Here is a 23,194-nt window from a genome sequence, read left to right on the forward strand (position 1 = left end):
AAGACCTGTCCGAATGAGGAGAAAGTTAAAGGAAATGTATTTCTGTGTTTGAACTTGACTGTAAATTGCTCAGTATTTTTTATTATGTCTATAAATTTAAAAACGTATCCCAGGCAGCCGATCATTTAGATATGAGCCAGCCTGCGGTGAGCAATCTGCTGAATAAAATTCGCCAGCATTATGGTGATCCTTTATTTTTACGTATTGGCAATGAAATGCTGCCGACAGACCTGTCCAAACAGCTCTTTCCCTTGGTCAGCGAAGCACTGAGCAAAGTTGAAGCAATCAATAATTTTACGATCAATTTTGATCAGGTCACTTCACAGCAGCGCTTTACATTGGCGATGACCGATGTATCGCATCTGGTGTTATTGCCGAAAATTTCCCAGTATTTGAAACAGCATGCATCCCATATCCGTCTGAATGTGCGTCCGATTACCTCGGAAACCAGTTATCAAATGGCCAATGGTGAGATTGATCTGGCTTTGGGCTTCTTGCCAAATCTGGAGAATGGCTTTTATCAGCAGAAACTGTTTGAGCAATATTATGTGGTGATCGCGGCGAAAGACCATCCGCGCCTGACCGGTGACAGCATCACGACAGAAGAGTATTTACGTGAAACCCATATTGATATTGATGCCGGGATGGGGCATTACCATATTGAAAATGAATTGCTGAATCTGGAACTCAAGCGTGACATTCTAATGCGTCTGCCAAGTTATCTCGGGGTAGGACTGGTGGTACAGGAAACCGATGCGATTGCGACCGTGCCTTATTATTTGAGTGAAGTCCTGTTATCACGTGGCAATCTCAAGATTTTTGAGGCACCGATTGCTTTCCCGACCTATTCCGTAAAGCAGTATTGGCATATGTCTTGTCATCATAAAACCAGTCATCAATGGTTACGTAATATGCTGCATGAGATTTTAAGTAAATAACTCTACCGCTTAAATAGTTTGATTGAGTTCTCATCTCTAGATTTTACAATTCCCGGTACAAGCCGGGATTTTTTTATTTTGGTACATCTTGATGCCTTTTTCAGAGCCTTGCACCTGAAGTAATCAGTTCCATCTCAAAAAAAAGTATTACGAATATAAAAAATAGTATTACCAGTTTGGCACGTCCTTTGCATCTATCTACATCATCATAAAGTGATCTAGGGTTCCGATACATGAACATTCATGTAGGTCTGCGACCGAGAGTTCACGGCTAGGTTTGTTCAAACCCAAGCTACACGGAGGGATAAAAGCCCGGGAGGTAAACCGTAAAAAGATTGGGATGGATGCAAATGAGCACAATAACTTATCACGAAGATCAAGTCCTCTGGACTGAACGTTTACCGGGTGGACACCACTGGTCAGCACGCATTCAGCGTGGCGCAGTTTTACAACTCAAATCTTTAGGCGCGAATGCCAATGTTTCACTGTTTTGTGTAAATAGCGAAGACAAGCTTGAAGCCTATAACATGCCAGACAGCTTAAAAGCACAACACACGGCATTTTTAAGTACAGGGCATATTTTAGCGTCTGATTTAGGACGTGCGATGATCTCGATTGTCAAAGATGACCACGGTTGGAATGATGCCTTTTGTGCGCCAAGTACCGCACCGCAAATTGGAGCACAGTTTGGTACGAAGACCTTCCAGGATGCCCGCAACGACATGTACCGCAATGCTAAAGACAGCCTACTTTTAGAGATGACCAAATTTGGTTTATCTGCGACGGATCTGAGTAATACCTTAAACCTATTTTCAAAAGTTGCACCGGATGACAACGGCAACTTGTCTTATGTCGTATCTGATAATACCGATCAAGTGATTGAACTACGCTTTGAAATGGATTGTTTGGTGTTTTTATCCAGCGCACCACATGCACTCGACAATTCTAATGAATATGCACCAGCCGATATTCAGCTCTCACTCTTTAAAGCACTGCCTTTAGGCGACACCGATGTCTGCCGTGACTCATGCCCGCAAAATCAGCGTGCGTTTCAAAATAATAACCGCTACTACGCTTTAACTGCTTAAGGGGAATGATCATGACTGCACTCGTAAATCTAGAAAAATCAGTACTTAGCGAAGTTTGTCCTGCCGGTGAAGCATGGATGTGTGAAGTCAAAAAAGGCCAGTATTTCCGTATTGTTGATCTTGAAGGTAATCAAGCGGTGGATACTTTGTTTATTTCCGCACATAACCCTGAAGAGCGTTATAGCGCAACCGATACTTTGGCGATGAACCGTCAAATTTATCTAGAAAAAGGTACGACTTTATATACCAACTTTGGCAATAAAATTGTGAGTATTCATGATGACAACTGCGGTCGCCACGATACTTTAGGCGGTGCATGTTCATGTGAAAGTAACACAGTCCGTTATGCGCATGATAAATATCCAATGCACAGTTGCCGTAACAATTTCATGATTGCATTGTCACAACATCCGATTGCGAAAAAGCATGGTCTGAATGTGCGCCATATCGGTCCAAATATTAATTTTTTTATGAATGTACCTGTAACTTCAGATGGTCACCTGAAATTTGATGATGGGATTTCTGCACCGGGCAAATATGTGGAAATTAAAGCTGAGATGGATTTGATTGTGTTGATCTCAAACTGCCCACAACTGAATAACCCATGTAATGCCTATAACCCAACAAAAATTCAACTGATTGTCCGTGAAGGCGAGGTATAAGACTATGACTTTAAAATATGGGTTTAATAAAGTTCTCATCGCCAACCGTGGTGCAATTGCTTGTCGTGTCATCCGTACCCTTAAAAAATTAGGCATCCAATCGGTTGCGGTGTATTCGGAAGCAGATCGTGATTCCTTGCATGTGACTTTAGCTGATGAAGCGGTCTTTATTGGTGATGCACCTGCAAGCCAAAGCTATCTGAATGTCGATAAAATCTTAGAAGTGGCCAAACATACCGGTGCGCAAGCGATTCATCCGGGCTATGGATTCCTGTCTGAAAATACCGAATTCTGTAATCTCTGTGAAGCACAAGGCATTGTGTTCTTGGGCCCAAATGCCGAGCAAATGAAAGCATTTGGTCTGAAACACACTGCACGTGAATTGGCGATTCAAGCCAATGTACCGTTATTGCCAGGTAGCCAATTATTGGCTGATGAAGCTGAAGCCCTGCTTGAAGCTGAACGTATTGGCTATCCTGTGATGCTGAAAAGTACCGCAGGTGGTGGTGGTATTGGCATGCGTTTGGTGTGGAATGCGGAGGAGCTGAAAGAAGCTTATGCAACCGTGTCTTATTTAGCGCAAGCCAACTTTAAAGATGCAGGTTTATATCTCGAGAAATTTGTACAAAATGCCCGTCATATCGAAGTACAAATCTTTGGTGATGGCAATGGATTAATCTTAGCACTCGGTGAGCGTGATTGTTCGGTACAACGTCGTAACCAAAAAGTGATTGAGGAAACGCCTGCACCACATCTGAATGATGAACAACGTGCTTATATCCAAAATGTCGCGATTCAATTGATGCAGTCGGTGAACTACCGCTCGGCAGGTACGGTTGAATTTGTGATGGATACTGACACACAAGAATTCTACTTTTTGGAAGTGAATACCCGTCTACAAGTGGAACATGGCGTTACTGAACAAGTCTTTGGTGTCGATCTTGTGGAATGGATGGTGACCTTAGGCAGTGGCGATTGGGTTGCACCAACATCAAAACTTGAGTCGCAAGGTCATTCGATTCAAGTGCGTCTTTATGCCGAAGATCCAATCAAAAACTTCCAACCAAGTGCAGGACTTTTGACGCATGTTGAGTTCGATGCCAACGCGCGTAATGAAACTTGGGTAGAAACAGGTTCAAACGTCTCATCTTTCTATGACCCGATGATTGCCAAAATTATTGTGACTGCGGATGATCGTGATTCTGCAATTCAAGCCATGACAGTTACGCTCGCTAAAACCCAAGTGGCGGGCATTGAAACCAACCTTGAATATCTACAAAACATTATCGACTGCAATGTCTTTAAAGCCGGTACGCAAACCACACGTTTTTTAAATACCTTTGAGTGGAAAACTCAAAAAATTGAAGTGCTACAAGCGGGCATTCAAACCGCCGTGCAAGATGTGACAGGACGTTTAGGTTACTGGGATGTTGGTGTTCCGCCATCAGGTGCGATTGATCCGCTGTCTTTAAATGTTGCGAACCAACTGTTAGGCAATGCACCAAATACCGCAGGGCTCGAATGTACCTTGCAAGGCCCAAGCTTAAAATTCCATTGTGATAGTCAAATTGTATTGGCAGGTGGTGATATGCCATCGACGTTGGATGGTGTGTCTGTCCCGATGTGGCAGACTGTGAATGTGCGCAAAGGTCAGGTACTCAAATGTGGCAAGATCGCCACAGGTTGCCGTACTTATATCGGCATTAAAGGTGGTCTGAATGTGCCTGAATATTTAGGCTCACAAGCGACTTTTACCTTGGGTCAGTTTGGCGGTCATGCGGGGCGTAATTTACTGATTGGCGATATGCTTCCAATCACGGCATTTACATCTGATGACGTGAAAGCCTTAATAGAAGATCAAATCCCAACATTTTCCAATTCTTGGGAAATTGCGGTGATGTACGGTCCACATGGTGCGCCTGATTTCTTTACCAAAAACGACATTGATACCTTCTTTGCCAACGAGTTTGAAATTCACTTCAACTCCAGCCGTACCGGAATTCGTTTGATTGGTCCAAAACCAGAATGGGCTCGTCAGGACGGTGGCGAAGCGGGTCTGCATCCATCCAATATTCATGACAATGCCTATGCCATTGGGGCGATCGATTTCACTGGTGATATGCCAATTATTCTTGGGCCTGATGGTCCAAGCCTAGGTGGTTTCGTGTGCCCTGCGGTGGTGATCAATTCTGAATTATGGAAATTGGGTCAGCTCAAAGCCGGTGATAAAGTTAAATTTGTGCCTGTGAGCTACCATCAAGCCAAATTGCTGAATGAAAAATATCATGCGCAATTAACTGCTCAAGATACACAAGCAGTCACCTTTGATGAATCGTTCTATCCTGAAATCAGCACACTGAAATCTGCCATTTTAGATACGTTAAAAGGTCAAAATGGCACTCCTGATGTGGTGTATCGCCCTGCGGGCAATAACTATATGCTCGTTGAATATGGCGAATTGGTTTTAGATTTAAACCTACGTTTCCGTATTCATGCGCTGATGCAATGGGTCAAAGATCAAAATATTCAAGGCATTATTGACCTGACACCGGGTATTCGTTCACTGCAAATTCATTTTGATTCGACTCAGCTCGATCAAATTGATTTATTGCGTATGCTTCAAGTCGCAGAAGAACAACTGCCTGATGTGACCAAGATGCAAGTGCCATCACGCACCGTGTATTTACCGCTTGCGTGGGAAGATTCACAAACCCAACTCGCAACAGAACGCTATATGCAAACTGTGCGACCTGATGCACCGTGGTGTCCTGACAATATCGAATTTATCCGTCGTATTAATGGCTTAAAAGACAAACAAGCTGTGAAAGATGTGGTCTATAACGCCAGTTATTTGGTCATGGGCTTGGGCGATGTGTACTTGGGTGCGCCTGTGGCAACGCCACTTGATCCGCGCCAGCGTTTGGTCACCACCAAATATAACCCTGCACGGACATGGACACCTGAAAATGCTGTGGGTATTGGCGGTGCGTATATGTGTGTCTACGGTATGGAAGGTCCGGGTGGCTATCAGTTTGTCGGTCGTACTTCGCAAATGTGGTCACGCTACCGTAAAAACCCTGATTTTGAGCAAGGTATGCCGTGGTTACTGCGCTTCTTTGACCAAATTAAGTTTTATGAAGTGTCTGAGGCTGAACTGATGCAGATGCGTGAGGACTTTAAAGCAGGGCGTTTAAAATTACGCATTGAAGATGGTGTATTGAATCTAAAAGAATACAACGACTTCTTAACTGAAAACCAAGAATCTATTTCGGCATTTAAAGCGGTGCAACAAGCCAACTTTGATGCAGAGCGCCGTCGCTGGCATGAAGCAGGTCTTGCGGAATATGTCTCTGAAAGTCTAGATGCTGTGGATGATGGCGAAGGTGTTGAAGTGCCTGAAGGTGGTTGTGCGGTGGAATCGCATATGCCAGGTTCAATTTGGAAAATTGAATGTCAGTCAGGCGATATTGTGGAAGAAGGTGCGACCTTAGCTGTGATTGAAGCGATGAAGATTGAGATACCAATTATGGCACCTGAGCGTATGCGTGTGGATGCAATTACCATTGAAAAAGGGCAGACGGTAAAAACGGGGCAGGTGTTGTTTACGTTGGCGCCAGTGGCTTGATGAGATAGGAATAAAAAGACCGCTTAAGCGGTCTTTTTATTTGGTAAAGGGTTTTCAGAAATAATGTGTTCGAAAATTTTTTTACATAGTTCTTTGGCAGATTCGGTTAATTCCCATTCAACATGATCCATAACCGTTAGAACTAAGCGACAAAATTTAAGTTTTTCTTTAATAGTGCCTGATTGATCAGAAAAACATTTTTTAGGCTTGTCATCAGTGGTTCTAGGATTACCCACTCTAATTTGGTCATCAAGAATTTTACCAATACCATTTTTTGCATGAAAATAATCATGTTCTTCTATTAGAGTGACAATATCAAAACCTTCTTTGGTATCTGCTTGCATACCATCCATGGATAGATGATTGGAAAGAGCATTTCTTTTTGTCTCATCATCCTGAAAAGCACCATTTAAGCCTAAAAATTTAATACGGCAAGCATGATAAATAATGTTTGATGGCAGGGTATTTTCAGTTTCTTTACACTCTAAAAGGAAAAACTTTTCTCCTAGTTTTTCTTCTAAACTTGTAGCTCTCATGCCTTTATTTTTAGTTTTAATATCACCATCAGCTATAAGAAACACACTACTAGAAGTTAAGAGAGCGTTCATACCGCAATCATCTAAATGATCAGTAAATTCGTCACTAAAATCCCAATGCGTTAAGTTGCTACCAGCATATTCTACAAATGTGTAATGGTAATTCGGCATTAATCTTTGAATATCTGATGACCTAAATTTATATAAATCTAAATTATTAGGTTTTCCTTCAACCACTAAAGTTTCTTCTTGTTTTAATACATCTAAATATTTCTGCATATATTTAGTGATATACAGTCGATCTGTAATGCCTTCCACCCAAATCGTACAGTTAGCCAAATAAATAGAAGAAGGACGTACACCTAATGAAGCAAGTAAGTCACGATCTCTGTCACAACGATGAATTTTAAAATCAAATTTACTTGGATTATCTACTTTGGGTTGCTTTACAAATTTCTGAATCATGACTTGATCAGATTCATCAGCCATATCGAGTAAGTGGTTTGAGTGCGTTGTAAAGAAATAATAATGAGGTGTTTCGTTTAAGTAGAAATTCATCAATTGACGAACCATACCAGCATGCATGTGAAGTTCAGGTTCTTCTATAAAAAATGCGTGCGGTTCTGGGTAACCCTCGTTATCTTTGCTTTTTATGTAGGCTTCATATGTCAAAATAATTGCTTGTTGCAGGCCGTCACCTAATTGAGAGATAGGAAATTGTTTATCTTTTCCAATTTTAATATTCACAACATCTTGATCGTGTTTAGGTATGAGTGAAACAAGTTCATTATCAAAAAAATATTGGCTTAGTTTTTCTTCATAACTTTTGATTAAATCTCGTTGTTCAGGCTCGCCTAACAAATGGATTTTAAGTTCATGGTATAGACATTCACCTGTAATAATATTTTCAGAATTAAATTGAGTTGTATCCGAAAAATAATCTTTTTGGGCACGCTCAATGTAAGGTTGTTTATTTTCAAGGTTGGTAACAGGGCGCATCCCTCTCAATATAGGAATATATAATTTCCCATGTTTAAAATTTTCTTGTAGTTCAATTCTTGCAATTTTATTATCTATTTTCGAAAATAAATCTTCTAATTTTTCTTTAGAATTACTAGGGTCTGTTGACATTTACTGTTCATAATTAACCCTATAAAGGTAGCCATAAAAATATACAGGCTAAAGCAACAGAACTTTGATAATTTCTTTTGAGCTTGTCATATCGAGTAGCTATTCCTCTAAATTGCTTTAATCTACAAAACATATTTTCAACTAAATGCCTGATTTTATATAAATACCAGTCCATATGGTCATTGTTTGATTGGCTATTTGTTTTCTTTGGTATATTCGCTTTAGTCCCTGTTTTCCTGATCTGTTCACGCAGTGGTTCTGAATCATAGCCTTTATCTGCACATACCACTTTTGTCTCTTTTAAATCTAATGTTGATATTAAATCAGGCGCAACTTTAACATCATGTGTGGTTCCATCGGTAATCATGAAATCAATAGGATTGCCATGTGCATCAACAATCAAATGTATTTTTGAGGAGTTTCCTCCTGCACTTTTAGAAATAGATTGATTCGCTATGCCGGCAGAATGTTGATGAGCACGTACATGAGAGCCATCAATAAAAATCCACTCCATATCGGGGCATGAGGCTAGTAATTTGAATAATCTAAGTAACTTACCGCTGCTTGACCAACGATTAAAACGTTTGAAAATAGAGTTTGAATGACCAAAACAGGAAGGAATATCTCGCCACGGACAGCCTGTTCTAATTCTATAGAGAATAGCTTCAATAAAATTGCGTAAATTTGAGTTGTGGTGAATGGATAAATTACGCAGAATAACTTTCAACTTTTGCCAGTGTTGATCTGTCAGCATGGTACGAGGCATAGCGAATAGTAACATTGGGTTTGGCGATTTGATTTTACTACTTCGCTATTTTTTTAAGCTAAAAGTGTCAACACACCCTAGATTCTTCTTTGTAATTAGAAATTTTCGATTTAGTTTGAGCAACTAAATCTTTTACAGAATCAAAATTGAATTTACAGCTATTAATAAATTGAATTTCTGAGGTTATTTGAAATATTTCATTGGCATTTACAGGTGATGTACCATTAGAACTCCATGAGTTGTCTTGACCATGTCGAGTTGGCCTTCTAAATTTTGTTGCATTTAAATATTTACAGAGATTATTAATTTCTATTGTTAAATCATATTTTTGAAATTTTGCAAAATCCATTGTTGTTTGAAATAATTTACGTAAAAATCTACTTTTCCCTGCATTATTTTTTCCAATGAAAAAATTTAGTCTTTTAATCTCAATAATTTCATCATATTCAACATCATTGTCAGAGCTATAGTCATCTAAATTTTCAGCCCAATAATATAATTTTTCTGTCATAAAAAGCCCCCCAAATATGGGTAATGCCAGTCAGTTAAGAAATTGACTGGCATTTTCTTGGATATTTTTGTGCTTTAATTTTCACTACTCGCGGACATTGCCTTTGCCTTTTTTCAGGTAATACAAATATTTTAGATTGTTCAAATAATTGCGCTAAATGTTTGGGTAGGTTTCCTGCTGATTCTAAAGGTGTGTGCCTTAAGATATTGATAATACTCATAGATGCAATATGGAAACTGATCCTTAAAGGACTCACCTTTGCATGTTCAGCGATAAACCTCATCTGTCTTCTTAAGATATTATATGCAATAAATACCCCCCACAATTCTTGATAGACCAAATCAGGTTGTTTGCTTCTTAAAATCCTTGCATCCTGTAAATCACTTTTAATTTCCCGATAACACATTTCTATTTCCCAACGCTGGATATAAAGCATTGCAAGGTCTTTGAATGGATAAACTTTAGAATCTGTTAATGATGTAATGTAACGTCTTATTTTTCCTGCATATTCAACTTCAATTAAACGTGCTTCCCAATAGTCACCCAATGACGGATTTATCTTTTTTGCTCTTGCTGAAACAGGCATTTTGATCTGAAAGTCATGGGCCGCATTATGATGAATCACTTCATAACGCAGGTTGTCCTTTGCTCGCATCAACCAATGACTCTCTTCTGCCTGAGATTGCCAGCTCACTAAAAAATCAGCAGAGAAGTAAGCACGATCAAATAGGGTAATACTGCGAACTGGTGCTTTTAATTGACTGGCTAAGGTTAATTCACCTTGATCCATACTACCCATTTGGGCATCAATCATTTCATGGGTATTGGTATTCACCAGGCAAGTCGCTCTAACTTGTGGGTAAGGTGCAGCTGCTGTTTTGCCTTTGGATGAACCAAAGTGCTTAAAGTTTTCTTCTGTATGAGGCATAGACCAAACCACACCATCTACAGCACAAACGCATAGACCGTGAAAGTTGCTATATTGTTGTTGTGAGTCTTTAAACCATGCCTGACTTAATGTCGAAAATAAAGCACTCATGGGTTCTAAGCCTAAGCGTTGTCTTGCTTGTACGGATGCACTCGGTACACAGTATTCTGCCGTACCGAAAACAAGTTGCAATTGTTGAACCACATACCAAATCGGTTGATTTCGAAATAGAGCAAGTCCGATTACCAGCCAAACAACATGTTCAGCAGGCAGTTTTCTTTTTCGAATTGATGCTTTACCTGTTTGGTCTAAGCAATCTTCAATCCAGTTTAAATCAATCAATTCACTGAATTGTGAAAGTGAAGGTAGGGTTTGTTTTAATGTTAAATCTAGATTCTGAGATAAATTCATAAAAAAAGAGCGTATTTACATACGCTCTTTTTACAGCATTTTAACTTTTTTTGCTTAACTGACTGGCATTACCCCAAATATGGGAGCTAATTTAGCAGCAATTCATTACTTTTCAAATGAGTTATGAAATAGTAATTGATTCAAGTTTAGTAATCTTAGTTTCAAATATAGAAAGCAGAGGCATACAGTTGCCTGAACAACTCAGCCACACTTTGATGCACACTCGAACCCCAATGGTGCAAAATGGCCTATTTTTCAGGCATAATAAAAAAATAAATCATTCTTGTTCTAGCTTTCAATATGTATGTAATTGATTTGCCACGCATTCTGCTTAAATCTATTCTATTTTTATATTGTGGCACGCTTAATGCTTTTATTTACATACAACATAAATAGAGGAGAGCAATACACTTGATCACTCATAATCACAAACATCGGTTAACCATTCATGTATAAAAAGAATAGCAAGGACATGAGCAATCAAAATGGAATAAACCGGTGAAATACAAAACTTACTTTTGCTTTAGAACAAGCCCCATTTCAATGTTATGGGGCTTTTTTTCGCCCTTTTAAGCAAGTTTATTTACCTCATCCAAATAACTAAAAATTGGCACGCTTTCTGCATTTTCCTAAGTAATACGAAATTCTGGTTTTGTAATATCCCTAGGAGATGCACATGAACAATCCGACATCAAATAAAAAAATGCATCCATGGCTTCACTTTCTGGTTGAGCTGCTCAGCGTACGTGCAGGCTTTCACATTAAACAGTCTTCCCAATATCAACCCAAGGATCAACATCGTGCCTAAACAAAAATTGGCACGGATCAGTATTACCGTGCCAGAAACAACGCTACATGCGATGGATCAAAAAATTGTCGAGCAGCACTATGAAAGCCGCTCGCAGGCCATTGTCGATATGATTAATCGTCACCTGATTGATGATCTGGTGATTCGCGATGAAGTCATGGTTGGCACGCTTACCTTGCTCTATGACGTCAGCTTGAAACCGCTGCGCAGTCAGCTGGTCGATCTGCAGCAGCAGTATCTGGCACAAGTGATCAATTCGCTTCATATCCAGCTGGATGATGAAAAAATTCTGCAAGTCATGCTGATGCAGGGCGCGAGCAGTGATCTGAAAGAAATTAGCGAACAATTTATTGCACTGAAAGGCGTGATTAAAGGGCATCTCGAACTGATGGATGCCGTCATGCCACCCATTCCACAAAATACCGAACACACTTAAGGAGAACAGCTGTGCACAACTTATGGACTGTACAGGACTGGCAACACGCCTACCAGAATAACAATATCCAGCTTAGTGACCTGATTGAGTATGTTGCCGGGTTGAATAATGACGATCATGCCTGGATTTCAATTGCGACAGCAGCACAATTACAGGCACAAATTGATGCATTGACTGGTGCAGATAGCGCAAGCTTGCCACTTTATGGGGTGCCATTTGCGGTCAAGGACAATATTGATGTTGCGGGGTTCTATACCACAGCGGCTTGTAAAGAAGCAGCTTATCTGGCGACTGCCGATGCAACAGCAGTAGCCAAATTAAAAGCTGCCGGCGCGATTGTCGTGGGTAAAACCAATCTGGACCAGTTTGCAACGGGTCTGGTCGGTGTGCGTTCTCCATACGGTGCGGTTAAGAACAGCTTTAATCCTGAATACATCAGTGGCGGTTCAAGTTCCGGTTCAAGTGTTGCTGTAGCCAATGGACAAGTGCCATTCAGTCTGGGTACAGATACTGCAGGTTCAGGACGTGTACCAGCAGGGCACAATAATATTGTCGGACTCAAACCGACCAAAGGCTGGTTCTCGACTACTGGTCTGATTCCAGCTTGCCGTAGTATCGATGTGATTTCGGTATTTGCTTTGACGGTGGATGATGCCTGGCAGGTGGCTCAAATCATGCAAGGTTTTGATGCTAGCGATGATTATTCCCGAGCACATCCTCAGAATGTTCCGAGCCAATTTTCCAAAAGAAAAATCGCCATTCCAGATACGCTGGAATTTTATGGTGATGCCGAAACCGAAAAAGCATTTCAATTGGCAATCTCACGTGTACAAAGCTTGGGCTATACGGTAGAACCGATTGATTTTGAGCCATTTCAGCAACTGGCATCAGCCCTGTATAACCGCTCTTGGGTTGCAGAACGCACCAGTGCCGTTGAAAAAATGGTGAAACGTGAGCAAACCCATGCCGTGATTGGTCAAATCATTGCACAGGCAGACCAGTTCAGTGCGGTCGATGTCATGCAGGATGAATATGAGCGCGCCCGACTTAGCCGCATCATTCAAAATACCTTGGCGGATTATGATGCCTTAATGGTGCCTACCGCACCGACCATTTATCGCATTGCAGAGGTAGAAGCGGATCCTCTGGTCAAAAACAGCCACATGGGCGCTTATACCAATTTTGTCAATTTTGCTGATCTGTCAGCTTTGGCATTGCCGAATAGCATCCGTGCCGATGGTTTGCCAACCGGTGTGACCTTTATTGCACCCGCCTGGATGGATGAGGCACTGGCCAAATTTGGGCAAAAATGGCAGCAGGTAAGCCAGTTAAAGCTGGGAACCTCTGCACATAGCTATGCAAAAACCACGGAAATTTCATCAAGTCATAGCATCAAACTGGCTGTGGTGGGGGCGCATCTAACTGGTATGCCACTGAACTTTCAGCTGACCACACGCGGTGGCACCCTGATCAAGCAGACCCGGACTGCTTCGCATTACAAACTGTATGCATTAAAAAATACCACACCGCCAAAACCCGGCCTGCAATACAGCGCGAAAGGTTTTTCAATTGAAGTAGAGGTCTGGGACATTCCGCGTGCACTGTTCGGGGACATTGTTGCAGAAGTGCCGGCACCTTTGGGGATCGGCAATGTCCAGCTGATAGGTGGTACTTGGGTCAAAGGCTTTATCTGTGAAGGCTATGCACTTGAAGATGCAACAGATATCAGTCATTTCGGTGGCTGGCGCGAATTTATGAAATCTAAACAACTTTCAAATACAAAATTTAAATGTGAATGCATAGGGGAAGTCGCAAAATGATCAAAAAAGCACTGATGTCCGTTTCCGTACTGTCTGCAATCCTTTTAAGTGGTTGTGATAATACTGCTAAAGTACCTGAGCCAAATGCCAAGGCAGTAGGGAGTGTGAATACCCAGCCCATCCGTATTGGTTATAGTGACTGGCCGGGATTTGTGGCCTGGCAGGTGGCGATTGAAAAAGGCTGGCTGGAAGATGCCGGAGTTAATGCCGATTTTAAATGGTTTGACTATTCTGCTTCACTCTCTGCATTCGCAGCGAATCAGCTGGACGCCGTACTGGTCACTAATGGTGATAATCTGGTCACTGGCTCTGGCGGTACCAAGGGTGTAATGATCATGGCGACTGATTATTCAGCTGGAAATGACGTAATTATTGCCAAGAATGGCATTAATTCGATTCAGGATCTGCGTGGTAAAACGGTTGCAACTGAAAAAGGCCTGGTCGATCACTTGTTACTGTCCACTGCACTGGATGATGCCAAGGTTAAACTGAATGAAGTTAAATTGGTCAATACCATGACCAATGAATTGCCACAGGTATTTGCAACTCCTGATATTGATGCGATTGCAGTATGGCAGCCGGTGGCGAATCAAGCGCTATCTGCGGTGGCCGGTTCCAAGATTATTTTCACCTCTAAAGACAAGCCAGGATTAATCTACGATACCTTGACGGTGAATCCCGCCCATCTGGAAGCCAATAAAGAGCAATGGAAAAAGGTGATTCAGATTTGGGATAAAACCGTCAAATATATCAATGACCCGGCGACTCGTGAAGATGCTGCACAGATCATGTCCAAACGTGTCGGTGTCGATGCGAAGACCTATATGCAGTTCATTGATGGCACGCATTTACTGGATCTGGCCGCCAACAAGAAAGTCTTTACCAAAGGTGATGGCTTCGATTCGATCTATGGTTCCAGTTACCATGTGAATAAGTTCAATGTAGCCAACGGCATTTATACAACAGAAATGAATGTGGATGGCGTGATTGTTCCAACTCTGGTACAAGAACTCAAATAGTGCACCTATACTCATTCTAGAATGTAATCTAGACCAATAAAAAATCCCCAGATTGGGGATTTTTTATATTCAGCTCATTATTAAAAGGTAAAGCTCCGTACTTTTGGAAAAGACATTGATAAAAATAATGCCAATGATCATAAACGCCAGACCGATCAGCGCGGGAAGATCCAGTTGCTGTTTAAATACCAGCAGGCCAACCGTTGAAATCAGGATAATACCGGCCCCTGACCAGATTGCATAGGCAATGCCCATCGGGATGGTTTTCATGGTTAATGACAGGAAAAATAGGGCAACGGCATAACCGGCAATGGTGGCAAGCGAAGGCCAGAGCACGCTAAAACCATTGGAGGCTTTAAGTGCAGAAGTCGCGATGACTTCTGCAATGATGGCAATCGAAAGATATAAAAAAGACATATTTCTCCCTATAACATCCGTTCTGCATGCTGCATCAGGTGATCCTGTTCTAACTTCAGCCAGCTTTCAGCTTCAGTAGGCGTTGGTGTTTTGTACTGAAATGCATAATCTGGTTGGTACATATCCAGCTCAAATATCAGGTCTATGTCCCGACCATCTAAAATTACATGCTGAACCAGACTGCTTTCATTGAGAACTTCAAAATTTTCCAGATTAAAGGTTTTGCCTGTCTCACTGCTGCGGGTGCTGTAAGTTTTAGCTTGACCATCAGTCCCGATAGAAACCTCAAAACTTTCCACCAAGGCAAACACGGTCGGATCGACAGCTTTCAAATCCATTTGAGCTACTGCACTTTGCACTTTCGGCAAACGCGTTAGGGCATAAGCAATATGATCAGCACAAATAATCAGACCACCATCCATTTCCAGTGTCTGACCAGATTGAACATCAATCGCAGATTGCAGTCGCAGCCCTAAAAATAAACCGTGTTGTACCTGCTGGCGCCAGTCTTCGACATAGACATTACTTGGAGAAAATTCCAGAATGCAGTTGCCAATCGCATGCAACTTGGCTGGTTCCGGCCACTGCACATGATTCTGGTAATTGGCGTAGTCTTTCACTTCCCAGGACAAGAGCTGGCTGGCGTTATCCCAAAGCGTATTGCCAATCCAGCCTTGGCGTTCCTGAACAGCAGTTCCCGTCTGGCTTTTTAGACGAAGATCAATGGTAAAACTGCGCGACTGAAACCAGTACACAATAGTATTTTCATCGGTCAGGCCATTATAAAAACTGATGCTTTTACGCCGAAATGCCCCATATAAAAAGCCTGGAATAATCTCTGGCTGAAAAGTCACAGGCTTTAAAGTTTTAATTACTTCAAACAGATTCATGATGCTGTCTCCGCCTGTTCTTCAAGTCCAAAAGAGGAAAGTGGTACAGCATTTTTTAAGACCAGCTCACCGCTAGCGACGCGCTGTTTTAAATATTGAAAGGTCTGGGCGGTCTGATTAAACAGATGTTCCCCTCCGATCAGGGCAGAATATTTGGAATTTTCAGTGTGAATAACCGGTTCAATCACGGTGTCATAATTGCAGGCGCAAAACAGTGGGAATGAATAACGTTCTTCAGAGACCTTTTTCACGCGGTGCTTGGTGGCGAGATATTTACCATTTGACAGAATTTCCATCATGTCCCCGATATTCATCACCAGTGTATTTTCAATCAGGGGAATGTCGATCCATTCACCGGCTTTATTCAAAACCTGTAAGCCGGGTGCGGTTGGTAACAGCAGGGTAAAGCATTCGTAATCGGTATGTGCGCCAATGCCTTCGGCGTCTTTCACTTCCGGATTATAAGGATAATGAATCAAGCGTAGCTGACTTGGTGCATCAGTAATTTTGCTTTCAAAAAAGTCCTCACGAACGCCCAACGCCAGTGCAAAGGCAGAAAAAATCTGCCGGCTGATCTCACGAAGATGGCTGTAGTATTGGCTGACAATAGACTTGAAATCCGGATGGTCTGGCCATAAGGTAGGGCCAAGCAAAGGACAGTTTTTTTGTGTACCCTGATAATCATAATTGACATCATAGGCTTCTTTTAAGTCATAACTGTTGCCGGCAAACTGTTCTTCGCCAATTGGCACATAGCCGCTATGGTTTTTTGATTTGCCAATATAGTGCTGCATCTTGCTGTCCAGATCCTGAGAAAAATATGACTGAGCCATTTCAATCAGGGCTTTGGCGTAATCAAAATTGAACTGGTCACCCTTGAGATAAAGAAATCCGACTTCTTTACAGGCATGATCCAGAGCATGAGCAACTTCAATACGATCGGCTAAATCCGGACTTTGTAATTTTGAAATATCAACCAGTGGGAGTACATATTGCGCTTGCATGATAATCACCTCTAATGTTGGTCGTCCAACACAGCGATTAAAACCTTCGGGTCGTCCCAAAGGCATTTTGGATAAGATTATTTATTGCTGCTGACCTTGGTCATACGCGGAATGACCGGCAGTTCTGCCAGTGCCGGATCCAGTTCATCTTCTTCAGCATGCACCAGATAATCGACACGTTGTCTTAACTGTTTAAATTCAGGACTAAGCATGACGTCTGGATGGCGTGGACGAGGTAGATCAACTTCGATAATTTCCTTGATTTCACCCGGATTGGCTTTCAGTGCAACAATACGGTCTGCCAGTAAAATGGCTTCATCCATATCGTGGGTCACAAAAATGATGGTGATATCAATGTTTTGCCACAGGTCCATCAGATGACGCTGCATTTTTTGGCGCGTATGCGGGTCTAGTGCACCAAAAGGTTCATCCATCAACAGGATTTTCGGTTCATTGACCAAGGCGCGGGCAATCGCCACACGTTGCTTCATCCCGCCTGAGAGTTGATGCGGATACTGATCCTGATATTTTTCCAGGCCAATGATGTTGATCCATTCACGTGCCTGCGCTTCAGCAGAAGCATTACTTTGACCTTTCGTTTTCGGGCCAAACATGATGTTTTCTTTTACGGTCTTCCATGGAAACAGGGTATAGCCCTGAAACACCATGCCACGTTCCGGGCTCGGGCCGGTAATCGGCTGGCCATCCACCAGAATCTCACCACTGCTATAAGGATCCAGACCGGCGACTACACGGCTAAAGGTTGACTTGCCGCAACCAGAAGGCCCAATCACACAGATAAACTCACGCTTATGAATTTTCAAATTGAGTGCATTTAAAACCGTACGTTCAGTTTTGCCATGACTGAATTTTTGTGTCAGTTGCTTCGCTTCCAGAATCACCGGACGGCTATAAATCTTGTCGAAGTATTCACGGGTATTAAATTCAGTGTTTTGCATCAGTTAGCTCCCGGTTTCCATTTAAATAAGCGTTGTCCCAGTTTCATTAAAATCACATCACACAGCAGACCAATCACACCGATAATCAGGATCGCGGCAAAGACATTATCAAAGTTTTGATAGCGGGCTTGCTGGGTAATGAACCAGGTAATCCCGGAGGTACTGCCGATCAGTTCTGCTACGATCAGGTAAGTCCATGCCCAGCCGAGCAACACACGCAGATTACGGTAAATTTCAGGCAGGGCGGCAGGAATCACCACATGTAACAGACTTTTGAGTTTATTGGTGCCCAGAGTAAAACCGGCTTCGATCAGGCTGCGATCCACCAGACGTGTGGTATTGGCAATAATCAGGATTTGCTGGAACAAGGTTCCAATCACAATAATGGCAATTTTTGGTGCATCATTAATTCCGAGAATTGCCACTGCCAGTGCACCAAAGGCCGGAGCAGGCAGATAACGAAAAAATTCGACAAAGGGCTCGGTCAGCTGGGAAATTTTATTGGAAAACCCGCATAAAATACCGAGTGGAATACCAACCAAGGAAGAAATAAAGAACGCGGTAAAGACCAGCTTGATACTGTGCCACAGGCTTTCATGAAACCAGGGCGCATTGGCCTGAGCCGGCTCCGTGGTAAAAGCTGTGATCAGTGCAATCGCAACTTCATGCGGTGCAGGCAGATAAATCGGGTTGACCAGAATACCTTGCGGTGGGGTAAGACCCTGATCTACCGCAGACTGCGCAGCAGAAAAAAACTGGTCTTTATCAATACGACTCTCTACCTGTAAATAGGCAACACTACCTGAATCAGTAATCTGGACTTGTGGATGCCAGATAAATGGCAAGTAGCTGACTGCACACCAAATTAGAATTGGTATTAAAAAAGACCCCAAGCCAAACAGTAGTTTATTTCTTTGACTGAGTTCACGTGCAACGTAACTCATAGTGTTGCCCCTCAATATTACAAATTTTATAAAACGTAATACTGACTAAGCAAAATGGATGCCATGATGAGGGGAAACAGCCAAAATGTTAAAATAATCTTATATTTAAAAAGAAAATTTAAAATGAAAGGTAAGGATGGCAACTTACTTAAGTTAACATTCTGATTACATGTAGAAACATAAAACATGGAATTTTAGTCTTTATTGGTTATTTTTTGATCCAAACTATTTCATATCTTTACATCGGTTTAATTCGACCCAGCTTTTCTTTAAGGTATTGCTCACTTCTTAACTCATTGAATTATAAAAAGGGGAGCAATGTTAGAGTTTAAAAATCAAATCGTACATGGCGCAATTTTCGATATGGATGGAACCATGTTCGATACGGAACGCTTGCGCTTTCAAACCTTGCAGCAAGCTTCACGTGAGCTGATTGGTGTCGAATTTTCTGAAAGTTATTTAATGCAGTGTTTGGGCCTCAGTGCCCGTAGTGCAGAGCAGCTAGCCAAAGAGCGTTATGGACAGGATGTGCCCTATGCTGAGATTCGCCAGCGTGCCGATGTGCTGGAACTGGAACATGTACGTCATCACGGTGTTCCCATTAAAAAGGGTTTATTGCAGGTATTGGAACGCTTACGCAAGGCAGGCCTGAAAATGGCGGTGGCGACTTCAAGTCGCCGTGCAATCGCAGAAGAATATCTGATCAATGCCAATGTCTATAAGTTTTTTGATGTGCTGGTGTGTGGCGATGAGATTAAACAGGGGAAACCTCATCCGGAAATTTTTATCAGTGCAGCCGAAAAAATCAATTTAAGCCCGGCCCAGTGCCTGATGTTTGAAGATTCTGAAAACGGTTTGCGTTCTGCCTATGATGCAGGTGGTATGACGGTACTTTTCAAGGATATCAAAATACCGAACGAGTCCATGCTGGCACAAGCCCAGTATTATTATGAAACGGTCGAAGATTTTTTAATGGAACTGAACCAGTTTGTTCCGGTTCTGGACATGCCGGAACTGAATACTGCTTTTCCGCAAACACTCAATCAGCTGACTGTCGGGATTCACGGTTTTGGTGCAATTGGGGGCGGTTATCTGGCTCAGGTATTATCACACTGGGATGGATACACTCGTCCGCGCAAAATTATTGCTTCGACACGTAATCCGCTGTATCAATCTAGCGTCAATGCTTTTGGCACTTACTGTATTCGCTATGGCCAGAATTCTTTTGACCAGCGTATTGAAAATATGAGCGTGATTGATGCGCATGATCTGGAACAAATGCAGAACATGTATATTGAATCCAGTCTTGTAGCAGTCTGCGTACCTGAGGAAGCGCTGGTTTCTGAAGCAGAGGTCATTGCACAGGGCTTATACGCACGTTATCTGGCTTATGAGCAGCAGGATCAGCCACTGACAGTTTTAATTATCCTGAATAAAATCGGCGCTAAACAACGGGTAATGCAGCAGATTCTGAATAGTCTGCGAATGATTACTGATGGACAGACAGCCCAGAAAATTATGGATCAACATTATTTCTGTGACACCGTGGTCAACCGTATGGTGTCCAAGCTGTCGGACCAGAAACTGTACCGTCAGCTGCGTATCAAATACAACATGTTCAAGCAATATCAACTGGATGAGGATCTGTCCGTAGTTGATCTGGATGATGCTACGGCACTGAATGCAGAACAGGAACATCAGGCTGGGCTATATATTGAAGACCTGCGCCGTAATTTCCAGCCGAGTCATATTCTGCAGTCTATGGATCTGATTCTGTTTAATGCTGAAACAGATATGCCGATTTATGTAGAAAATAACAGTCCGTTACTGGCGAAAATGCGGCAGATGATTCTGGTGGATGATATTGCCAATATCCAGCTGATTAAAAACCGCTTATGGAATGGCGTGCATGCGATGATGGCGTGGTATGCCAGTCTGCGTGGACATCAGACTATTGGTGTTGCCATGTCTGATCATACAGTCAGAAAATTTATGCACCAAGCCTTAGCTCAGGTGAAGCATGGTCTCTGCTACCAGATTCCAAAACATGCCTCAGACCTGGAACGTCTGGCTCAAAGCTTTAGTGAATCCTGTGCCAATGCTTATCAGGATCCATGCGCGCGTGTAGGTCGTGAACCCCTAAGAAAACTTGAGTATAATGAGCGTGTTATGGGGTCATTGGCCACCTTGCTTAAATATAGCTTAGCTTATGATGTTATATTAAAAGGAGCGGTGCTCGGTTATGTCTATGCTCTCGAGCAGGGTGAATGCGGGCAGCAGGAACTTTTGATGCATTTGCAGATTCAGTTGAGACATATGGCATTGGAGCCACAGCTCTATGAGGCGCTATATGATGAAATGTCACAATTCATCAATCAGATTATTGCTGGAAAATTGTCCTTGCAGAAATTCATGCAACTGGATTTACAGCGGGCATTAAGCTAAATAAAACATTAAATAAAAAAGACCCGGAATTTCCCCGGGTCTTTTTTATGGGAATATACAAAGTATTAAACAGTGCTAGATTCTTGTTGATAAATACAGGATTGTGCAATCTGTAGCTGATCATCCACTGACAGATCAAGATTTTCCCATTTCTGCATCTGCTGCAGGAGCCAGATAAAATCATCGACTTTCGGTTGGGCGATTTCCCCAACAAAATTCCGGATAATATTCTTGATCTTGTAAAAGTCATAGACATGCCGCTGGGCGGAACATTCAAACTGAATAATCTGATAATCCACCAGCATGTTCCACACGTCTGATAAATCATTGCGCTGCTTTAAATCATTCTGCGCTTTTTGTACTGCCTTGACCACTGCCTCTACGGTAAATGGATGCTGTTCTGCCCATTCCTGGGTCATGGCCAAGACTTTATCGGCAACTTTTGGAATCACATTCTGGCTGGCGGCGACGATAAAGCTATAGCCTTCAAGTTTGGCCTGAATATTCCAGGGTTCTCCCACGCAAAAACCATCAAATACCTGTTCTGCGATTCCTTTTACCATGGAAGGCGGTGGAGACGTCATCAGCTGGATATTCTTGGCCAGTTGTGGATCAGTCAGCGCCAGCCATTCTTTTAAACAGTAATGGTGAATCGAATATTTATACACATAGGCCAGATTGATGGGATGATTCTGTTGTAAAGCCTGTACAAGTTTTTTTGAGGTACTTTCTTCATCATCCCCTGGCTGGATGCCGAGTTCATAACACAGATCTTGCCGTAGGCTAATAAAAGCCTGATTCACGCTCAGTACTAGAGGGGTTTGCAAAGCCACCTGTAACTGGTCTGTGCCCAAGGCAGCAGCGGGCAACATGGCGGACAGACAATGTGCAGCATCCAGAAAGCCATAGGCCAGACGGTCACGCAGACTTGACCAGGAGGCTTCACGGATTAAATTGATGGTTAATCCTTGCTCGGCAAAATAACCCTGTTTTTCGGCCCAGAGAATGGCAACACAATCAAGTAAAGGAATATAGCCAATATTGAGTTCAGTTTTTTCTAATGTGGACATATGCTTTTCCTTATTGGCCCAGTAACAGCTTCTGTGCATCCAGTAAGCGTCTGGCCATTTCACCAATGGTAATCCGGTGACTCATGGCATTTTTACGCAATAAAGCAAAAGCTTGTTCTTCCGTTAAGGCATGTAGCTGGATGAGCAGGGCTTTGGCTTTATCGATATCTTTACGGTCAATCAGCTTGTCCTGGGTTTCTTTTAAATCATTCAGCAGCTTTTTATGCTTGCGAAACTGTTCAATTGAAATTTCCAGAATGCTTTCTAATTTGGTGGGATCAATACCATCGACAATATAGGCCGTGATTCCGGCATCAATCGCACTTTTGATGGTGTCTTTGTTGGAGTTCTGGGTAAACAGCACGGTCGGAAGTTCATATTGGCTGACACAGCTTTCAATAATATCCCGATGCGGATGATCCATATTCAGCAGGATCACATCTGCATGAATACCCTTAACATGTACCATATTCAGGTCATTCAGGATTAAACAGGCCACCACCTGAAAATCATGTGAAAGTAAGGATTCTTGGATGAATTGGGCGCGCTCCAGATCATCATCAATAAGAGCAATTCGTAATTTGGACATGGAATATTTTCAAGTAAGGCCTAAGGAATATTCAAGCAGGAATAAAGCAAAAAACATGCCATTAAATTGGTGCATAAAATTCTATTTTTCTGTTCAATTTAGTGCACAGCTTTAGGGATTCCAGCTGATAGCTCATCAAAATGAAGCATTTAGGTACATCATCTGCCTGAAATAAGGCGTTTTCTTATTGGAAAAGT

General features: G+C 42.2%; 18 protein-coding genes, 2 pseudogenes and 1 riboswitch. Of the genes and pseudogenes, 9 read left to right on the top strand and 11 right to left on the bottom strand.

What is annotated here, in order from left to right:
* The first annotated feature begins 44 nt into the window (after positions 1-44).
* The 4 genes from PYW33_RS07215 to uca all read left to right on the top strand — a co-directional run bounded on the left by PYW33_RS07215 (position 45) and on the right by uca (position 6,313).
* On the top strand, positions 45-938 hold the full coding sequence (locus tag PYW33_RS07215) for a LysR family transcriptional regulator (protein WP_004647024.1): 894 nt from the start codon (positions 45-47) through the stop codon (positions 936-938).
* Positions 939-1,145: 207 nt separating this feature from the next.
* A riboswitch (guanidine-I (ykkC/yxkD leader) is annotated at positions 1,146-1,259 on the top strand.
* Between the two features lie 29 nt (positions 1,260-1,288).
* Positions 1,289-2,026 (top strand): urea amidolyase associated protein UAAP1, encoded by a 738-nt coding sequence (locus PYW33_RS07220; RefSeq protein ID WP_004647023.1) that lies wholly within the window; start codon positions 1,289-1,291, stop codon positions 2,024-2,026.
* A gap of 11 nt (positions 2,027-2,037) precedes the next feature.
* Positions 2,038-2,688, top strand: a complete 651-nt coding sequence (locus tag PYW33_RS07225; RefSeq protein WP_004647022.1) for an urea amidolyase associated protein UAAP2 — start codon at positions 2,038-2,040, stop codon at positions 2,686-2,688.
* A 4-nt stretch (positions 2,689-2,692) separates the two neighbouring features.
* The gene (uca, locus tag PYW33_RS07230; protein WP_016807119.1) at positions 2,693-6,313 is read left to right on the top strand and encodes an urea carboxylase; all 3,621 of its coding nucleotides are present in this window, start codon (positions 2,693-2,695) and stop codon (positions 6,311-6,313) included.
* A gap of 23 nt (positions 6,314-6,336) precedes the next feature.
* On the opposite strand, the gene PYW33_RS07235 is transcribed toward uca, so the two are convergent.
* From PYW33_RS07235 to PYW33_RS07250, 4 genes and pseudogenes are all read right to left on the bottom strand, one after another.
* A complete protein-coding gene (locus PYW33_RS07235; RefSeq protein WP_004647018.1) occupies positions 6,337-7,980 on the bottom strand; it encodes an ATP-dependent nuclease in 1,644 nt (547 codons plus the stop codon).
* Positions 7,981-8,746, bottom strand: a pseudogene (locus tag PYW33_RS07240) (IS5-like element ISAba31 family transposase). It abuts the gene before it with no gap.
* A 357-nt stretch (positions 8,747-9,103) separates the two neighbouring features.
* A pseudogene (locus PYW33_RS07245) lies at positions 9,104-9,257 on the bottom strand (hypothetical protein); the annotation flags it as partial.
* Between the two features lie 34 nt (positions 9,258-9,291).
* Positions 9,292-10,596: an IS4 family transposase gene (locus tag PYW33_RS07250; protein WP_004282307.1), complete on the bottom strand. Its 1,305-nt coding sequence runs from the start codon at positions 10,594-10,596 to the stop codon at positions 9,292-9,294.
* 676 nt (positions 10,597-11,272) lie between these two features.
* On the opposite strand from PYW33_RS07250, the gene PYW33_RS07255 reads away from it, so the two are divergent.
* Genes PYW33_RS07255 through PYW33_RS07270 form a run of 4 tightly spaced genes read left to right on the top strand, consistent with a single transcriptional unit; the run spans position 11,273 to position 14,679 of the window.
* A complete protein-coding gene (locus PYW33_RS07255; protein ID WP_004647016.1) occupies positions 11,273-11,404 on the top strand; it encodes a hypothetical protein in 132 nt (43 codons plus the stop codon).
* A complete protein-coding gene (locus PYW33_RS07260) occupies positions 11,397-11,840 on the top strand; it encodes a CopG family ribbon-helix-helix protein (RefSeq protein WP_004280384.1) in 444 nt (147 codons plus the stop codon). Before PYW33_RS07255 ends, PYW33_RS07260 begins: the two co-directional genes overlap by 8 nt.
* 11 nt (positions 11,841-11,851) lie before the next feature.
* A complete protein-coding gene (gene atzF / locus PYW33_RS07265; RefSeq protein WP_004647015.1) occupies positions 11,852-13,660 on the top strand; it encodes an allophanate hydrolase in 1,809 nt (602 codons plus the stop codon).
* Positions 13,657-14,679 carry an ABC transporter substrate-binding protein gene (locus tag PYW33_RS07270; RefSeq protein ID WP_004647013.1) on the top strand — a complete coding sequence of 341 codons (1,023 nt, stop codon included), beginning with the start codon at positions 13,657-13,659 and terminating at the stop codon, positions 14,677-14,679. Before atzF ends, PYW33_RS07270 begins: the two co-directional genes overlap by 4 nt.
* A 69-nt stretch (positions 14,680-14,748) precedes the next feature.
* Here PYW33_RS07270 and PYW33_RS07275 read toward each other — a convergent pair whose 3' ends face one another.
* The 5 genes from PYW33_RS07275 to PYW33_RS07295 form a co-directional block, all read right to left on the bottom strand.
* A complete protein-coding gene (locus PYW33_RS07275; protein ID WP_004647012.1) occupies positions 14,749-15,096 on the bottom strand; it encodes a DMT family transporter in 348 nt (115 codons plus the stop codon).
* A gap of 8 nt (positions 15,097-15,104) precedes the next feature.
* Entirely contained in the window at positions 15,105-15,986 is an 882-nt protein-coding gene (locus PYW33_RS07280; protein ID WP_004647011.1) for a hypothetical protein, read from the bottom strand.
* Complete coding sequence (locus PYW33_RS07285) at positions 15,983-16,990, bottom strand: isopenicillin N synthase family dioxygenase (protein ID WP_004647010.1); 1,008 nt, start codon at positions 16,988-16,990, stop codon at positions 15,983-15,985. The genes PYW33_RS07280 and PYW33_RS07285 overlap by 4 nt, the downstream gene beginning before the upstream one ends.
* Before the next feature lie 77 nt (positions 16,991-17,067).
* Positions 17,068-17,949 carry an ABC transporter ATP-binding protein gene (locus PYW33_RS07290; protein ID WP_004647009.1) on the bottom strand — a complete coding sequence of 294 codons (882 nt, stop codon included), beginning with the start codon at positions 17,947-17,949 and terminating at the stop codon, positions 17,068-17,070.
* On the bottom strand, positions 17,949-18,893 hold the full coding sequence (locus tag PYW33_RS07295) for an ABC transporter permease (protein WP_004647008.1): 945 nt from the start codon (positions 18,891-18,893) through the stop codon (positions 17,949-17,951). The genes PYW33_RS07290 and PYW33_RS07295 overlap by 1 nt, the downstream gene beginning before the upstream one ends.
* A 318-nt stretch (positions 18,894-19,211) precedes the next feature.
* On the opposite strand from PYW33_RS07295, the gene mtlD reads away from it, so the two are divergent.
* Positions 19,212-21,338: a bifunctional mannitol-1-phosphate dehydrogenase/phosphatase gene (gene mtlD / locus PYW33_RS07300; RefSeq protein ID WP_004647007.1), complete on the top strand. Its 2,127-nt coding sequence runs from the start codon at positions 19,212-19,214 to the stop codon at positions 21,336-21,338.
* Positions 21,339-21,403: 65 nt separating this feature from the next.
* Here mtlD and PYW33_RS07305 read toward each other — a convergent pair whose 3' ends face one another.
* Positions 21,404-22,408 carry a CmpA/NrtA family ABC transporter substrate-binding protein gene (locus PYW33_RS07305; protein ID WP_004647005.1) on the bottom strand — a complete coding sequence of 335 codons (1,005 nt, stop codon included), beginning with the start codon at positions 22,406-22,408 and terminating at the stop codon, positions 21,404-21,406.
* A gap of 10 nt (positions 22,409-22,418) precedes the next feature.
* The gene (locus PYW33_RS07310) at positions 22,419-22,997 is read right to left on the bottom strand and encodes an ANTAR domain-containing response regulator (protein ID WP_004280362.1); all 579 of its coding nucleotides are present in this window, start codon (positions 22,995-22,997) and stop codon (positions 22,419-22,421) included.
* Positions 22,998-23,194 lie beyond the last annotated feature (197 nt).

It is taken from the genome of Acinetobacter lwoffii, assembly GCF_029024105.1.
Classification (GTDB): Bacteria; Pseudomonadota; Gammaproteobacteria; order Pseudomonadales; family Moraxellaceae; genus Acinetobacter; species Acinetobacter lwoffii.

Bases quoted from the DNA above. Each gene is read 5' to 3' on its own strand.
- uca (WP_016807119.1), top strand. From the start codon at position 2,693: ATGACTTTAAAATATGGGTTTAATAAAGTTCTCATCGCCAACCGTGGT.
- PYW33_RS07310 (WP_004280362.1), bottom strand. From the start codon at position 22,997: ATGTCCAAATTACGAATTGCTCTTATTGATGATGATCTGGAGCGCGCC.
- PYW33_RS07285 (WP_004647010.1), bottom strand. From the start codon at position 16,990: ATGCAAGCGCAATATGTACTCCCACTGGTTGATATTTCAAAATTACAA.
- PYW33_RS07290 (WP_004647009.1), bottom strand. From the start codon at position 17,949: ATGCAAAACACTGAATTTAATACCCGTGAATACTTCGACAAGATTTAT.
- mtlD (WP_004647007.1), top strand. From the start codon at position 19,212: ATGTTAGAGTTTAAAAATCAAATCGTACATGGCGCAATTTTCGATATG.
- PYW33_RS07220 (WP_004647023.1), top strand. From the start codon at position 1,289: ATGAGCACAATAACTTATCACGAAGATCAAGTCCTCTGGACTGAACGT.
- PYW33_RS07280 (WP_004647011.1), bottom strand. From the start codon at position 15,986: ATGAATCTGTTTGAAGTAATTAAAACTTTAAAGCCTGTGACTTTTCAG.
- PYW33_RS07295 (WP_004647008.1), bottom strand. From the start codon at position 18,893: ATGAGTTACGTTGCACGTGAACTCAGTCAAAGAAATAAACTACTGTTT.
- PYW33_RS07250 (WP_004282307.1), bottom strand. From the start codon at position 10,596: ATGAATTTATCTCAGAATCTAGATTTAACATTAAAACAAACCCTACCT.
- PYW33_RS07275 (WP_004647012.1), bottom strand. From the start codon at position 15,096: ATGTCTTTTTTATATCTTTCGATTGCCATCATTGCAGAAGTCATCGCG.
- PYW33_RS07235 (WP_004647018.1), bottom strand. From the start codon at position 7,980: ATGTCAACAGACCCTAGTAATTCTAAAGAAAAATTAGAAGATTTATTT.
- PYW33_RS07255 (WP_004647016.1), top strand. From the start codon at position 11,273: ATGAACAATCCGACATCAAATAAAAAAATGCATCCATGGCTTCACTTT.
- PYW33_RS07305 (WP_004647005.1), bottom strand. From the start codon at position 22,408: ATGTCCACATTAGAAAAAACTGAACTCAATATTGGCTATATTCCTTTA.
- PYW33_RS07225 (WP_004647022.1), top strand. From the start codon at position 2,038: ATGACTGCACTCGTAAATCTAGAAAAATCAGTACTTAGCGAAGTTTGT.
- PYW33_RS07270 (WP_004647013.1), top strand. From the start codon at position 13,657: ATGATCAAAAAAGCACTGATGTCCGTTTCCGTACTGTCTGCAATCCTT.